The sequence below is a fragment of the Streptomyces sp. NPDC054866 genome, assembly GCF_053610745.1.
Genome location: NZ_JBSGZA010000003.1, coordinates 89,955 through 104,649 on the forward strand (window position 1 = coordinate 89,955; position 14,695 = coordinate 104,649).

Below are 14,695 nucleotides of genomic sequence, written 5' to 3' on the forward strand. Positions count from 1 at the left end.
GCTACTCGTAATGAACGTTACAGCAGCTCTCCGCCGCGAGGAGAACAATGGCACCCCGCACCCTCCCCATCATCGAGATATCCGGCACCCCGATCGAGCGCGGCCGCCAGTACGGCGAAGCCGTCCGCCCGCAGCTGCACGCCGCCCTCGCCTATTACGAGGAAGCCTTCGGCCAGTCCTCGGGCCTGACCTGGGACCAGGTCGCCGCCCGAGCCGCCCGCTGGCTGGAGCCGGTCCGCGACTACGCGCCCCACCTCGTCGAGGAGATGCGCGGGACAGCCGAAGGAGCCGGAGTCGGCCTGCACGACATCCTCGCCCTGAACGCCCGAGGCGAGGTCATCTACGACCGCTCGTTCGCGGACATGAAGACCAAGGACGCCGCAGCGGAACAGGAGGAGCCCGCCGAGGGCTGCACCTCCTTCGCCGCATACGGAGAGGCCAGCGGCGACGGCCACGTATGGGCCGGGCAGAACTGGGACTGGCGGGCCGGCGTCGCCGACACCGTCGTCATGCTGCGCATCGTCCAGCCCCCGCACCCGACCCTGATCATGCAGGTCGAGGCGGGCCAGATCGGCCGCCAGGGCGCCAACTCGGCGGGCATCGCCCTCAACGCGAACGGCCTCGGCGGGCGCTTCAGCGATGCGATCGGCCTCCCCCAGACCGTCGTACGCCGCAGTGTCCTGGACCAGCACACCATCACCGACGCCCTGGACGTGCTCTGCCGCACCCGCGCCCACATCGCGTCCAACGCCCTGCTGACCTGCCGCGAGGGCTTCGCCGTCGACCTGGAGACGACCCCGGCCGGGCACGGCTGGATGTACCCCACCGACGGGCTCCTCGTGCACGGAAACCACTACCAGGCGGGCGTCCCGGCAGCGATCGCCGCCAACTACCGCCCCATGTCGTCGGATTCACTCGTCCGCGTCCCCCGCGCCGAACAGGGGCTCAAGTCCCTGCGCTCGTCCACCGGCGCCGACGAGTCGCGCAAGCTGATCAAGCAGGCCATGTCCGACCACCTCGGCCACCCCGAGTCGCTCTGCACCCACCCCGACCCGCGCAAGCCCGACGTCAAGCACTGGTCCACGCTCGTCTCCTCCTGCGTGGACCTGACCAGCGGCGACTACCACGTCACCGCCGGCACCCCCTGCGACCGCGACTACCAGCACATGCCCTGGAACCTCTACGACGGCCCGTACGGAGACAACAGATGACGACGACCAGGCCGAGCGCGACCACGAGGCGGCCACTGGTCGCGAGCCTCGCCACCGTCACGCTCCTCACCGCCGCCGGATGCAGCGGCGCCGACACGGCCGCGACCGGAGGCAAGCCCGCCGACGCAGCCAAGCTGAAGCTGAGCGCGACGACCGCTGCCGCCAACGGCACGCTGGACAAGGCGAACTGGCTCCTTGAGGACGAGCCGGACTCGCTCGACCTCGACACCCAGGGATCGAGCGCGGGCCGCGTCGTCCTCACGAACGTCTGCGAGCGGCTCTACCAGCTCCAGCCCGACATGACGACGAAGCCCTTCCTTGCCGAGAAGGCCGATACGCCCGACGACAAGACCCTCGTCCTGACCGTCCGGGACGGCGTCACCTTCCACGACGGGTCGAAGCTGACCGCCGACGACGTGCTGTGGTCACTGAAGCGGCACGCCGACCCGGACATGGAGCAGGCCGACGAGTTCGGCAACGTCAAGTCCATGAAGAAGACCGGCGACCGCGAGATCACCATCCGCTTCAAGACCCCCGACGCGCTCTTCACCAAGGCACTCGCGGGCGACGCGGGAATCGTCTGGAACAAGGAACAAGTAGCCGCCGCCGGAAAGGACTTCGGCACACCTGGGCAGGGCGACGCGTGCAGCGGCCCGTACGAACTGAAGGGCTGGAAGTCCGGCGACTCGATCACCATCGAGGCGTACGGCAAGTACTGGGGCGAGAAGCCGCTGACCCGGCAGGTAGTCTTCCGCTGGGCGTCCGACAGCGCCCTTGTCAACGCCCTGAAGACGGGCGCCGCCGACGGGACGTACGCGGAATCCCCGAACACGGCATCCGCCCTGCGCACCAGCAAGGGCCTCGACCAGCACTACGGCCCGTCCACCGCGTCGCTCGTCCTCATCCCGACGGCCCGGGGCGGCCTGAAGGATCCGCGGATCCGGCGCGCGCTGTCCCTCGCGATCGACCGGGCGGGGATCGCGAAGTCGGGGTACGGCGGGCTCGTCCAGCCGTGGGCCACACCGGTCGGCTCGGGCGCCTGGGGATACGAGAAGTCTGAATTCGCCGCGGCCCAGAAGGAGTTGTCGGCCGCTGCTCCCGCCACTCCCACCGCCGACGACCTGGCCGAGGCCAAGGAGCTGGTGAAGGAGGCGGGCGCGCCGACCGATCCCATCGTGATCGGCACGGACAGCAGCCAGGGACGGACGGTCGTCGCGAACGCCGTGCGTTCCGCGCTCCAGCGGATCGGGCTCAAGGGCCAGATCAAGACCGTGCCGACGGCCCAGTTCGAGGAGTTCTACAGCGACCCGGCCGCACGCGCCGACATCGACGTCCTCGTCGGCGACTGGTACATCTCCAAGGCCGACCCCATGGGCTTCTACGACAACGGCCTCTCCGACTCCTCCAACAACTGGGTCGGCTTCAAGGACGCCACGTACGACAAGAAGGTCCGGCAGGCGCTGAGCACCCTGGACGACGCGAAGCGGGCCGAGCTCGCGATCGACGTACAGAAGCGGTTCGTGGACGCGGGGGTCTGGATCTCGGTCGCGCAGGTGCCGACGGCGCTCGTCGTCTCCGACAAGCTGACGGGACCGCCCGCCTCGCAGGCCTACCTCTACTACCCGTGGGCCGCCGAACTCGGCCTGAAGAAAGGCTAGGTGAGGGACGTGCTCGCTCGGATCTCACGCCGTCTCGCAGGTCTCCTCGCCACCCTCTTCGCCGCCTCGTTCGTCATCTTCGCCGCCGTGTACGCGGCGCCGGGCGACCCCGCGGTGTTCCTCGCGGGCGGCCGGGACAAGCTGACGCCGGAGCGCCTGGCCCAGGTGCGCTCGCAGTACCACCTGGACGAGCCGCTGGTCGTCCAGTACGGCCGGTGGCTGTGGGACTGCGTCCACTTCGACCTGGGGCGGTCCTTCAAGTACAGCGACCAGGTGGCCGACCTGGTGACCGCCCGCTTCCCGACGACGCTCCAACTCGTCGCGTACGCCACGGTGTTGTTCGTCGTCCTGGGCGTCGGCGCCGGAATCCTGGCCGCGGTCAAGCGCACCACGTGGGTGGACTCCGCCGTCGTGGGCGGCACGACGCTCGCCGCATCGGTCCCTTCGTTCGTCGCGGCCATCGCACTGGTGTCGCTGTTCGGCGTGCAGCTGGGGTGGTTCCCGGTCTCGGGCTCGGGAGAGGGCTTCGGGGGCACGCTGCACCATCTGACGCTGCCCGCCCTGTCGTTGGCGCTCGGCGCGCTCGCCATCATCAGCCGGGTCACCCGGCAGGCGATGGCGGACGCGGCGGCGTCGGACCACGTAGAGGCGGCGCGCGCTTCAGGGGTCCCGGAGCGGGACATCATCCGGCGACACGTCCTGCGCAACGCGCTCGGGCCGATCATCACGATGTGCGGACTCGTCATGGCGGGGATGCTCGCGGGCACGGTGGTCGTGGAGACGGCATTCGGCATCAGCGGAATCGGTTCGCTCCTCGTGGGCGCGATCAATACGCATGACTTCCCGGTGGCGCAGGCGGTCCTGCTGCTCATGGTCACCGGCTACATCGTGGTGACGACGCTGGTGGACGTGGTGCACCCGCTGCTCGACCCGCGCGTGAAGGAGGCACGGTCCTGATGGTTTCCACCGCAGCTGTGGGGCTCGCGCCCTTGGCCGTACGACGCCGGCGCCCCGTCGGGGTGATGGTGGCCGCGATCCTGCTCGGCCTGGTCGTCCTCGCAGCGGTCTTCGCACCGCTGCTCGCGCCCTACGCACCGGACGCGATCGACCTCTCGGCGTCACTGGTCGGAACGTCAGGCGACCACCTCCTGGGAACCGACTCCTCCGGACAGGACCTCCTCTCCCGCGCCCTGTACGGAACCCGCACGAGCCTGATCGCCCCGATCCTGCTCCTCGCCGTCGCGGCCGTGCTCGGCGTCACGCTGGGCGTGCTCGCCGCGTGGCGCGGGGGGTGGGTGGACGCGCTGGTCTCCCGGATCACGGACGTGATGTACGCGTTCCCAGGCCTGCTGTTCACCGTCCTGATCATCGCGGTCTTCGGCGCCGGAATGACGACATCGGTACTGGCGCTCGGCCTCGCCTTCACGCCGACGATCGCCAAGTACGTGCGCTCGCTGGCCCTTTCGGAGTCCCGCAAGCCGTACGTGGACGCCTACCGGGTGCAGGGGATGGGCGGCGCGCGGATCTGCGTCGCGCACCTGGTGCCGAATCTGGGCCGCGCGATCCTCGGCTACTTGGTCGTGCTGTTCGGAGAGGCGCTGATGTCGCTCGCGACCCTCTCGTACCTGGGCTTCGGAGCCCAACCCCCTTCGTCCGACTGGGGATTGATGGTGCAGGAGGGCCAGGCGGCGGTGGTCCAGGGCGCCCTGCTCCCAGCCCTCGTCCCCGGCACGGCCATCGCCCTGGTCGTCGTGTCCTTCAACGTGGTCGGGGTCTGGGCCGCCGACCGGCTAGGGAGGCAGTGACCCATGCTGCTGGAAATCGAAGACCTCACCCTGCGGCTGCCGGGTGCGGCCAGGCCGCTCCTGGACTCGGTGTCCCTCACCGTGCGCCCCGGGGAAGTCGTCGGCCTGGTCGGTGAGTCGGGCTCGGGCAAGTCGACCACGGCGAAGGCGGCGCTCGGTCTGCTGCCGGCGGGTGCGGTGACGTCGGGTTCCGTCCACGTGAACGGCACCGAGGTCCTCACCCTCACGGGCGAGGCCCTGCGGACCCACCGCGCGCGAACGGTGGCCATGGTCCACCAGGACCCCCGCGCCGCGCTCAACCCGGTCCGCCGCATCGGTGACTTCCTGGTCGAGAGGGGAGCGTCCCGCGAGCGGGCGGTCGAGCTCCTGGACGCGGTGGGCCTCTCGAACCCCGAACACCGCGTACGCCAGCGCCCGCACGAGCTCTCCGGCGGCATGCTGCAACGCGTGGTCATCGCGGGCGCGCTCGCGGCCGGGCCGAGCCTGCTCCTCGCGGACGAGGCGACCAGCGCGCTGGACGTCACGACCCAGGCGGAGATCCTGGCGCTCCTGCGCGAGCTCCGCTCCACGCGGGACCTGGGCCTGCTCTTCATCACCCACGACCTGCACCTGGCGGCCGCGTACTGCGACCGCGTGTACGTCATGTACGCGGGCCGTGTGGTGGAACAGCGTTCGGCGAAGGCCCTGTTCGACACCCCGGCGCACCCCTACACACGGGGTCTGCTCTCCTGCTCGCCCACCCTGGGCGACACGACCCACACCCTCCACCCGATCCCGGGCCGCCCACCGTCCCTCGCGGACACGTTCCCGGGCTGCCCGTTCGTGTCGCGGTGCGGCGATGCGGAGGAGGGGTGCGAGACATGGACTCCGGAGCAGTTGAAGCTCCCGGACGGAGGGACGGCGGCCTGCGCCGTCACCGGCACAACAGAGGTGAGCCACTGATGCCCGAAGCTCTCTTGACGGTGGATGGCCTCGGCAAGAGCTACCCCTTGCCGGGCGGCGGTCGCCACCGGGCGGCCGACAACGTGACGTTCAAGCTCCAACCGGGTGGATCCATAGGCATAGTGGGTGAATCGGGCTCGGGCAAGACGACGGTCGCCCGCATGCTGGTGGGCCTGGCCCGCCAGGACTCCGGCACGGTGAAAGTGCAAGGCCGCCCCCGCGAGGCCCGTACACCCCGGAAGCGGACCGCGCGCCTGGCCAGGGCCAGGGAGATCCAGATGGTCTTCCAGGACCCCTACCTCTCCCTGGACCCCCGCCTCACCTCCACCCAGTGCCTCCGCACGGCCCTGCGCCTGCACGGCAGGGACGAGGGCCTGGCGGCAGGCCTCCTGGACCAGGTGGGCCTCGGCACCCGAGAGGCCGGAGCCCGCCCCCGCGAACTCTCCGGCGGCCAGCGCCAACGCCTGGCCATCGCGAGAGCGCTGGCGGTGGACCCCCAAGTGCTCGTCCTGGACGAGGCGGTGGCGGCACTGGACGTGTCGATCCAGGCCCAGATCCTCCAACTGCTCGGCGAGATCCGCCGGGACACCGGGGTGGCCCTGGTCTTCGTCAGCCACGACCTGGCCGTCGTCCAGCACATCACCGACGAGGTACTGGTGATGCGCCGGGGCAAGGTGATGGAACAGGGCCCGACACCCCGCGTACTGACATCACCGGAGTCCCCGTACACGACCAGACTCCTGGCATCGGTACCGAGGGAGGGCTGGAACCCCGAGGCTGCGATCAGCGCCCCGTAAGGGGCGCGAGGAACGGCGCGCCCAGCCCCCACCCACCCGGGCCCCGTAAGGGGCGCGGGGAACTGCGCGCCAAGCCCCCACCCACCCGCAGACAAAAGAGCCCCCAAGCTCCCAAGGCCCAGGGGCCAGAAAAAGGCAGGAGCCCCGCCTTCCGCTCACGCGGAAGGAAGGGCTCCTTGGGTACTGCTATCCATGTCCGGATCAAGTCACCGGAACTGTCACACGCCCCATTCACATGGGGCGCCCCACTACATGGGGGTGACGTTCTCCGCCTGCGGACCCTTCGGGCCCTGCGTGACGTCGAAGCTCACGGCCTGGTTCTCCTCAAGGGAGCGGAAGCCGTTTGCGTTGATCGCGGAGTAGTGGACGAAGACGTCGGGGCCTCCGCCTTCCTGGGCGATGAATCCAAAGCCCTTTTCGGCGTTGAACCACTTCACGGTTCCGGTAGCCATAAGCCCTCCTTGGGCCAAAGGGTTGCCCTGCTCCAGAACCTGCGATTGTTGAAACAACTGCATAAGTCTGAAAACGACGAGAGCCCGCGGGTCACATGCTCCGCAGGCTCTGTACTGCAAGGGAAACCAAACTGCAACTTGCGGCGAGCTTAGCACGCAGGCAGCCGAATGCAATAGGGGGCAAGATCACGTCACCCGGATGTTTGACGGACCCCCCAGAGGGGTTGACAGACCAGGTCGAAAGCTCTTGACAAGGACGGGATCGGGGCCCCGCTTTCTGCACCGTACCGCAAGGGGGCTAGCCTCCCCGATGTGGACAATTCTCCCGTTGACACCATCGCCGGGGCGGGCTCGGATCAGCTCCCCGGCCATCACCGCACCCCCCGGCCGCGCGTCGGTCACATTCAGTTCCTGAACTGCATGCCCCTGTACTGGGGACTCGCGCGGACCGGAACGCTGCTCGACTTCGAGCTCACGAAGGACACCCCTGAGAAGCTCAGTGAGCAGCTGGTGCGGGGCGATCTCGATATCGCGCCCGTGACTCTCGTCGAGTTCCTCAAGAACGCCGAGGACCTCGTCGCTTTCCCCGATCTCGCCGTCGGCTGCGACGGCCCGGTCATGTCCTGCGTGATCGTCTCGCAGGTCCCCCTCGACCAGCTGGACGGCGCCAGGGTCGCGCTCGGCTCGACCTCACGCACCTCCGTGCGCCTGGCACAGCTGCTGCTCGCCGAGCGCCACGGCGTGCGCCCCGACTACTACACGTGCCCGCCCGACCTCGGCCTGATGATGCGGGAGGCGGACGCCGCCGTCCTCATCGGGGACGCGGCGCTGCGGGCCAACCTGATCGACGGCCCGCGGCTCGGCCTCGACGTATACGACCTGGGCCAGATGTGGAAGGACTGGACGGGTCTGCCGTTCGTCTTCGCGGTCTGGGCGGCGCGCAAGGACTACGCGGCGCGCGAACCGGCCGTGGTGAGCGCGGTGCACAAGGCGTTCCTCGCCTCCCGCGACCTCTCCCTGGAGGAGGTCGGCAAGGTCTCCGAGCAGGCCGCGCGCTGGGAGGCCTTCGACGCGGGAGTCCTGGAGAAGTACTTCACGACGCTCGACTTCCGGTTCGGGAGCGCGCAGTTGGAGGGCGTCGCGGAGTTCGCGCGCCGGGTGGGCGAGACGACGGGCTTCCCCGCGGACGTGCGGGTGGAGCTGCTGGGGTCGCGGCAGTAGTACGCGATACACGGTCAGGCACGCCGGGACCACGGGTCGTGCGCGCGCACTACCCTGAGCTGCAGACAATGCGCGCGGCCCGTGCGGCCGCGGCCGTGCGGCGCGTCCGGGGGAGGCCTTCGTCATGCACCCGCTCGATCCCGGCGAACCGACCGTCATCGGGCCCTACCGGCTGCTCGGCCGGCTGGGCTCGGGCGGCATGGGCCGGGTCTACCTGGGGCGCAGCTCGGGCGGCCGTACGGTCGCGGTGAAGGTCGTCCATCCGCACTTCGCGCTCGACGAGGAGTTCCGCGCCCGCTTCCGGCGCGAGGTGGACGCGGCGCGGCGGGTGGGCGGCGACTGGACCGCGCCGGTCCTCGACGCGGACCCGGAGGCGCCGGTTCCGTGGGTGGCGACGGGGTACGCGGCGGGACCTTCCCTGGCCGACGCCGTACGGGACCTGTCCCCTCTCCCCGCCCATTCCGTACGCGTACTGGTGGCGGGCCTCGCCGAGGCGCTGACGCACGTGCACGGTCTCGGGCTCGTCCACCGCGACATCAAGCCGTCGAACGTGATGCTCACGATGGACGGACCGCGGCTGATCGACTTCGGCATCGCACGGGCGACGGACGGCACGGCCTCGCTCACGTCGACCGGTGTCTCCGTCGGGTCGCCCGGCTACATGTCGCCGGAGCAGATCCTCGGCAAGGGGGTCGCGGGGGCGGCGGACGTCTTCTCGCTGGGTGCGGTGCTGGTGTACGCGGCGACGGGTACGGCACCCTTTCCGGGCGACTCATCGGCCTCCCTCCTCTACAAGGTCGTACACGAGGAGCCGGAACTGGGCGCGCTGGACGGGGATTTGCGGGACCTCGCGCGTGAGTGCCTGACCAAGGACCCCGGTGGGCGCCCGACGCCGGGGGAGATCGCGAGGCGGCTCGCCCCCACGGGCGCGGACAGCCTGGTGGCGGCAGGGTGGCTGCCGGGTCCGCTGGTCGAGCGGGTCAGCAGGAGTGCGGTGCGGCTCCTGGACCTGGAGACACACGGGGCAGGAGCGGCGGAACAGCCGTCGGGGCCGGTGCCGTTCGGCAGCTCGGTGGTGGGTGGGTCCGCCGGCGGCGAAGTGCCGGTGGGCAGCGGTTCCTTCGGCCCGCCGGACCCGTCGTACGCGCCTTCGTCGCCGCCTCCCGCGTACGTCCCCACCCAGACGTCAGCGCCCTCGGGGCCGCCCCCCGGCCGTGTGACGGTCTCGGTCGCCGCGGCTTCGACGCCCAGTGGGGCCGACGGGCGGGGCCGCAAGGTCAGTTGCACGCTCGTCCTGGGGGTGGCGGGGGCGCTGGCCGCGGTGACGGTGGGGACCGTCTTCGTGCTGGGCCTGCTTCCGGGGAACGACAAGGGGTCGGACGGCGCGGCGCAGCCACCGGCGGCGAGCCAGCAGCCGGGGGACGGCGGCGCCGACCAGCCAGGCGGCAAGGTCCCCGCCTCCTACCGGGGCACCTGGGAAGGCCAGGCGGTCGCGGCGGGCGGCGCTGTCCCGATGGGCACGTTCAGACTCAAGGTGGAGCAGGGCAAGGTCGGTGAACGCTTCGCGGTGATGACGCAGACGGATCAACTGGGCGGCAAGTGCGCGGTGGACCTCGTCCTGAAGTCGGTGTCCGAGAAGGAGATCGTGGCGAAGGGCAAGGGTCAGGCGAAGAGCGCCGCGCAGTGCACGAAGAACGCACACACGGTCCGACTGCGCCCGAAGGGCGACGATCTCCTCTACCTCTCCGAGAACGCGGAGTCGGGGAATCCCGAGGCCCGGATGTCCCGCGTGAAGTGAGACCTCCGGGCCCCGCCCCTCACATCGGAGTGGTGACGGTGACCGGCTCCCCGCTGCCCGTGTACAGCAGGCCCTTGCCCGGGGCGATCGGGCCGCCGACCATGCTTCGGGTGGTCCGGATTCCGATCAGTTCGCCGCTCGACGAGTCCTGAGGGGACAGGAGAATCCCGCGGCGGCCCTTCTTCGCCTCGACCTGCCAGCCGGAGAAGCCACCGCACACCTCCTCCTCGTCGCCGCCGATGACGAGCCCGAGGCCTCGCTCGGAGCCCCGCTGGACCAGGCGCTTGAACTCGCGTTCCGCGTCGCAGTCCTCCAGGACCTCACCGTCGTCGATGATCCACACGATCGGGTCCTCGGGGGACGCCGACTCGACGACCTCCTTGAAGTCGTCGCTCTCGATGTCGTCGTCGACGAAGACCTTCAGAATGCCTTCCTGGCCCTCCAGTTCTCGCAGCGGCGAAGGCCGCGGGGCCGCGATGACCAGACGTACGCCCTGTGTCATGTACGACCGCGCGATGTTCATCAGCGTCGTGCTGCGGCCCGACTTGGCCGGGCCCGCGACCACGAACGTCGGTACGCCCTGCGCGAGGTCGGGGCCGAAGCCCATGATGTCGTCGCCGCCGATGCCCGCGAGGGCCCACAGCTTGGAGCGCGAGGCCTCCGGGTCCCGCATCTCCCACGCGTCCGCGAAGCCGATACGGCTCGGCAGGCTGTCCACGCGGAACGGCTTGCGGGCGCGCGGCACGTCCGCGTCCCGCACGGCCGCCGCCTCGCCGATCTCGGAGAGCGCCGCGGCCTGGCCCTGGCCGGTGGAGTCCTCGGAGAGGAGCGCGAACTGCGTCTCCGTACCGTGCTCGTTCTTGAAGCCGCGGCCCGGCGGGATCTCCTCCGGCACCTTGCGCGCGTTCATGCCGAGCATCGAGAAGTCGGAGCGGTCGGCGAGCCGCAGGCCGTACTTGTCCTCGGTGAGCGAGGCCATGCGGCCGATGAGGACCTGGCGGTCACCGGTGATGACCAGGTGGATGCCGACGCTCGCGCCTTCGCGCATCATCGCCTGGAGCTCGTCGGTCAGCTCACCGTGGTCGTACTCACCGAGGGTCGGCAGCCAGCCCTCCCAGCGGTCCAGGAGCACGACGATGTGCGCGAGCCGCTCCTCCTCGGGCACGGCCGCCCGCTGCTCGCCGATGTCGGCGAAGCCCTTGTCGGCAAGAAGGTCCTGGCGGCGGGTGACTTCACCCTTGAGCCGGGTGATGAGGCGCACCGCGCGCTCGGTCTGGTTACGGCTGACGACGGCGCCGCAGTGCGGAAGCCGGGTCAGGGCGTTGAGCGCGCCGTTGCCGCAGTCGATGCCGTAGAGGTGGACGTCCGCCGACGAGTGCGTACGGGCGATCGAGCCCGCGATCGTACGGAGGATCTGCGAGCGGCCACTGCGCGGGGCGCCGCCGATGAGCAGATGCCCGAACGTCTCGAAGTTGACCGCGACCGGGCGGCGCGCCTGGTCGGAGGGGATGTCCTCCAGGCCGAAGGGCGCGGGGGCGAGGGAGCCCGGCTTGTCGCTCGCGACGGGCAGCGGGATCTCGTCGAGCTGGAGCTGCTCGGAGAGCGCGGGCAGCCACGGGCTGTGCTGCGCGGGGATGCCCATCGTCGCGTTCGCGTCACGCACGGCGTCCACGAGGACCTTGAGGTCGGTGATCTCCTCCTCCTCGCGTGCCTTGGCCTTGGGCTTCACCAGGGCGGCACGGCCCAGGTCCTCCCAGCCGAGCGAGCCCGCCCACGGCGCGAGCAGCGCCGGGTCGGTGGCGCCGGGCCTGCGGCCACCGACGCGCCCCGACTGGAAGGGGACGAGCGAGGCGTGACCCAGTCGTACGTACGCACGTCCTGGCGTGCTCTTGGCGATGTGGCCTGCCGCCGGGTCGTCGATGACGTCGGCGGACTCGGCGCCGTCCGTCACGCGCAGGGCGATACGGAGGTTGGTGTTGGCGCGGATCTCGGGCGACACGACGCCGGAGGGCCGCTGGGTGGCGAGGAGCAGGTGGATGCCGAGCGAACGGCCTCGCTGGGCGATGTTCACGAGGCCCGTCACGAAGTCGGGCAGGTCACGCACCATCGAGGCGAACTCGTCGATGACGATGAGGAGTCGGGGCACGGGCGCGTGCGAGGGATCGCGGCGTACGAGGTCCTGGTAGTCCTCGATGTCCTTGGCGTCGGCGGCGGCGAGGATGTGCTCGCGCCGCTTCAACTCGGCGCCGAGCGACTCCAGGGCGCGCTCGACGAGGTGGGCGTCGAGGTCGGTGACCATGCCGACGGTGTGCGGCAGCTTCACACAGTCCTTGAACGCGGACCCGCCCTTGTAGTCGACGAGGACGAAGGTCATGTTCTCGGGGGTGTTGGCGACGGCAAGGGCCGCCACGATCGTCTGGAGCAGCTCCGACTTACCGGAACCGGTCGTACCGGCGATCAGGCCGTGCGGCCCGTCGCGCCGCATGTCGATGCCGAAGGGCCCGTCGTACGACTCGCCGATGACGGCCATCGTCGACTGGCCGCCCATCTGCCAGCGCGCGGTGATCTGGTCGGCCGTCGGCGGCTCAAGCTGGAGCACGTCGAGCAGCCGGCTGGAGCCGGGCAGCGCGGAGTCCTCGGTCTCGCCGCTGATGTCGCGCAGCGGGGAAAGCGCGCGGGCGAGGCGTCCGCACCAGGCGGAGGAGACGAAGTCGGGGCGTACGTCACGGATGCGGGCGGCGTCGGTCTTCTCGACGCGCAGCCGCAGTTCGAGGGGCTTCTCGGCGCCCTGCTCGGCATCGTCCCCGGCGGCCGTGTGCCAGGCCTGGAAGGAGGGGAAGCCGCCGGGAGCACCGGCGGCGGGCGTGGCCGCGCCGGGCGTGGACGGGGCGGGAAGGCCGATCTCCTCGGCCTTCGGCTCGGCGATCACGATGGCCTGGCACTCGCCGGGCAGGAACCGCTCCTCGTCGTCGAGGCAGAGCGCGTACATGGCGACGGCGGGACCCTCGCGCAGCAGCTTCACCACGCCGGGCATGGAACGCAGCCGCCGCGAGCCGTCCCACACCACGACGATGTCGGGGTCGCCGAAGGAGGTGGCGCCGCCGCGGTTGTTCTCCTTGGCGGCCTTCTGGCGGGCGGCGAGGATCTGGGTCAGCTCACCGATGCGGGAGCCGACGGTCTCGGCGTCCGTCCCGATCAGTACGTTGGCGTCCTGCGCCCCGGAGGGCCGCGAGTGCGGCAGCCAGCGCGTCCAGTCCCACGTCTCGCGTGCGGAGTTCTCGGTCAGTACGTAGAACTGCACGTCAAGGGGGCTGTGCAGGACCGCCGACTGTGCGACGGCCCAGCGGCCGAGCGCCTTCGCCGAGTCGCCGGGGCCCGCGATGCCGATGACGCCGAGATCGCGCAGCGAGAGGGCGACGGGCGCGTCCTCGATCTTCCAGGTGACCTCGCGCTTGTGGTCGTCCTGCTCGGGGTCGTCGAGCACCACCTCGGAGTCGAGCCGCCCGGTGCCGACGCGCACGAGGAGATGATCGGAGTCGGTGCGCCGCCGCTCCCACAGACGCGTCCGGGGTCCGGTGCTGAGGGAGAGGATGCCGGCCGGGCTGAGAATGGCCTGCCGCTTGTCCATCCGCTCGGCGACGAGGGCTTCCTGCGCGTCCTTCTCGATCCGCTCTTTGTGTTCGTTGTACTCCTTGACCTGTTTGGCATGGGATTTCCGCCCATGCTTCTTGTCCATGAAGTAGTTTCCGAAAAGGATGAGCGGGCTGAGCAGCGCCATGATCAGGTAGTACCAGCGCCCGAAGATCATCACCGATACGACGGCACCGACGAGCGGCGTGAGTGCCATCAGCCAGGGCAGCGGGCGCGCCTCGAAATCACGTACCGGACTCGGCAGCCTGAATTTCGTCTGCCGCTCCGGCGGGCGCAGTCGCGGGGGCCGGTTGTAGTCGAGTCCCGTGCCGTCCTCGGACCATTTCAGGGCGGCGTTCGGCGGCGCGTACCTGTCGAGTTCGAGCAGGGTGTTACCGACGGCGATCTGCGCGCCGAGCGGCCATTCGCCCTTGTCCCGCTTTTTCCCTCCGCTGTCCGTCCTGTTGTTCTTGTCGCGCTTGTTCTTGTCGCGCTTTTTGCTCTTTTCCGGCTTGTCGCCCGCCTCGCCCTTCTTCTCGCTTTCCTCTGCCTCGCCGAACGGCTTGCCCTCAAGGGTCACGCCGTCTATGTCCCCATGTACGGCGACTTGGCAGGTGCCATCGGTTGCAACTGACAACGTCAGGGCGCGCGCGGGCAGTTCCGGATCGTCGATGCGGATGTACGAGGCGGGTCCGCTGCCGATGTCATAGCGCCCGATGCCGAGCCGGTGCACGGCGCCGGCCGCGGGGCCCCCCGCGACGCGCAACTCGACGAGGCCGGTGGGTTCGCCGGGCAGGCAGCCCGCCGGATCGTGCAGGCTGACGACGGCGCCCTCGCGCAGCGCGGAGGTCCCGATGGTCGCGGAGGCGTCGATGGGGTAGCCGTCCACGAAGACGACGGGCGCCCCGGCCTGGCCGCCGCCGGGCTGGAGTTGGTGCCCGCCGATCGGGATGATCTGGGCGTCACCGCCGCCGTACCCCACCTGTTGCGCCAGCTCCTTGGCGATGTCCCCGACGGAGGACTCAGGATCGGCGTCGAGCACGACGTCGGCGTTCGCGCCGCCGAGCGGATCGACGACGGTCAGAGTCAGGCGCACGATCGTCCTCCCCTTGAGCCCCTTTTGACCGCTTCCGGAACGCGGTCACAGTGGCTGGTACACGGTGCCTGTGAGGCTGTCCACA

At 70.3% G+C, this 14,695-nt stretch carries 10 protein-coding genes; 8 read left to right on the forward strand and 2 right to left on the reverse strand.

Annotated elements, in window-relative coordinates:
- Positions 1-47 precede the first annotated feature (47 nt).
- Genes ACWGI2_RS15790 through ACWGI2_RS15815 form a run of 6 tightly spaced genes read left to right on the forward strand, consistent with a single transcriptional unit; the run spans position 48 to position 6,413 of the window.
- Positions 48-1,211, forward strand: coding sequence for a C45 family autoproteolytic acyltransferase/hydolase (locus ACWGI2_RS15790; protein WP_453695864.1), 1,164 nt, complete (start codon positions 48-50; stop codon positions 1,209-1,211).
- Positions 1,208-2,869, forward strand: coding sequence for an ABC transporter substrate-binding protein (locus ACWGI2_RS15795; RefSeq protein WP_453695866.1), 1,662 nt, complete (start codon positions 1,208-1,210; stop codon positions 2,867-2,869). The genes ACWGI2_RS15790 and ACWGI2_RS15795 overlap by 4 nt, the downstream gene beginning before the upstream one ends.
- 9 nt (positions 2,870-2,878) lie before the next feature.
- Positions 2,879-3,826 carry an ABC transporter permease gene (locus ACWGI2_RS15800; RefSeq protein ID WP_453695867.1) on the forward strand — a complete coding sequence of 316 codons (948 nt, stop codon included), beginning with the start codon at positions 2,879-2,881 and terminating at the stop codon, positions 3,824-3,826.
- The gene (locus ACWGI2_RS15805; RefSeq protein ID WP_453695869.1) at positions 3,826-4,674 is read left to right on the forward strand and encodes an ABC transporter permease; all 849 of its coding nucleotides are present in this window, start codon (positions 3,826-3,828) and stop codon (positions 4,672-4,674) included. The genes ACWGI2_RS15800 and ACWGI2_RS15805 overlap by 1 nt, the downstream gene beginning before the upstream one ends.
- Positions 4,675-4,677: 3 nt before the next feature.
- Entirely contained in the window at positions 4,678-5,616 is a 939-nt protein-coding gene (locus ACWGI2_RS15810; RefSeq protein WP_453695871.1) for an ABC transporter ATP-binding protein, read from the forward strand.
- Positions 5,616-6,413 carry an ABC transporter ATP-binding protein gene (locus tag ACWGI2_RS15815; protein ID WP_453695873.1) on the forward strand — a complete coding sequence of 266 codons (798 nt, stop codon included), beginning with the start codon at positions 5,616-5,618 and terminating at the stop codon, positions 6,411-6,413. The genes ACWGI2_RS15810 and ACWGI2_RS15815 overlap by 1 nt, the downstream gene beginning before the upstream one ends.
- A gap of 248 nt (positions 6,414-6,661) precedes the next feature.
- Here the strand turns inward: ACWGI2_RS15815 and ACWGI2_RS15820 are convergent, their stop codons facing one another.
- Positions 6,662-6,865 (reverse strand): cold-shock protein, encoded by a 204-nt coding sequence (locus tag ACWGI2_RS15820; RefSeq protein ID WP_006138897.1) that lies wholly within the window; start codon positions 6,863-6,865, stop codon positions 6,662-6,664.
- Between the two features lie 336 nt (positions 6,866-7,201).
- Here ACWGI2_RS15820 and ACWGI2_RS15825 point away from each other — a divergent pair, with 336 nt between their 5' ends.
- Both ACWGI2_RS15825 and ACWGI2_RS15830 read left to right on the forward strand, forming a co-directional pair.
- Positions 7,202-8,086 carry a menaquinone biosynthetic enzyme MqnA/MqnD family protein gene (locus ACWGI2_RS15825; RefSeq protein ID WP_453397658.1) on the forward strand — a complete coding sequence of 295 codons (885 nt, stop codon included), beginning with the start codon at positions 7,202-7,204 and terminating at the stop codon, positions 8,084-8,086.
- Between the two features lie 124 nt (positions 8,087-8,210).
- Positions 8,211-9,884, forward strand: coding sequence for a serine/threonine-protein kinase (locus ACWGI2_RS15830; RefSeq protein WP_453695875.1), 1,674 nt, complete (start codon positions 8,211-8,213; stop codon positions 9,882-9,884).
- A 19-nt stretch (positions 9,885-9,903) separates the two neighbouring features.
- Here ACWGI2_RS15830 and ACWGI2_RS15835 read toward each other — a convergent pair whose 3' ends face one another.
- A complete protein-coding gene (locus ACWGI2_RS15835; RefSeq protein ID WP_453695877.1) occupies positions 9,904-14,610 on the reverse strand; it encodes an FtsK/SpoIIIE domain-containing protein in 4,707 nt (1,568 codons plus the stop codon).
- Positions 14,611-14,695 lie beyond the last annotated feature (85 nt).

Bases quoted from the DNA above. Each gene is read 5' to 3' on its own strand.
- ACWGI2_RS15790 (WP_453695864.1), top strand. From the start codon at position 48: ATGGCACCCCGCACCCTCCCCATCATCGAGATATCCGGCACCCCGATC.
- ACWGI2_RS15795 (WP_453695866.1), top strand. From the start codon at position 1,208: ATGACGACGACCAGGCCGAGCGCGACCACGAGGCGGCCACTGGTCGCG.
- ACWGI2_RS15805 (WP_453695869.1), top strand. From the start codon at position 3,826: ATGGTTTCCACCGCAGCTGTGGGGCTCGCGCCCTTGGCCGTACGACGC.
- ACWGI2_RS15810 (WP_453695871.1), top strand. From the start codon at position 4,678: ATGCTGCTGGAAATCGAAGACCTCACCCTGCGGCTGCCGGGTGCGGCC.
- ACWGI2_RS15815 (WP_453695873.1), top strand. From the start codon at position 5,616: ATGCCCGAAGCTCTCTTGACGGTGGATGGCCTCGGCAAGAGCTACCCC.
- ACWGI2_RS15820 (WP_006138897.1), bottom strand. From the start codon at position 6,865: ATGGCTACCGGAACCGTGAAGTGGTTCAACGCCGAAAAGGGCTTTGGA.
- ACWGI2_RS15830 (WP_453695875.1), top strand. From the start codon at position 8,211: ATGCACCCGCTCGATCCCGGCGAACCGACCGTCATCGGGCCCTACCGG.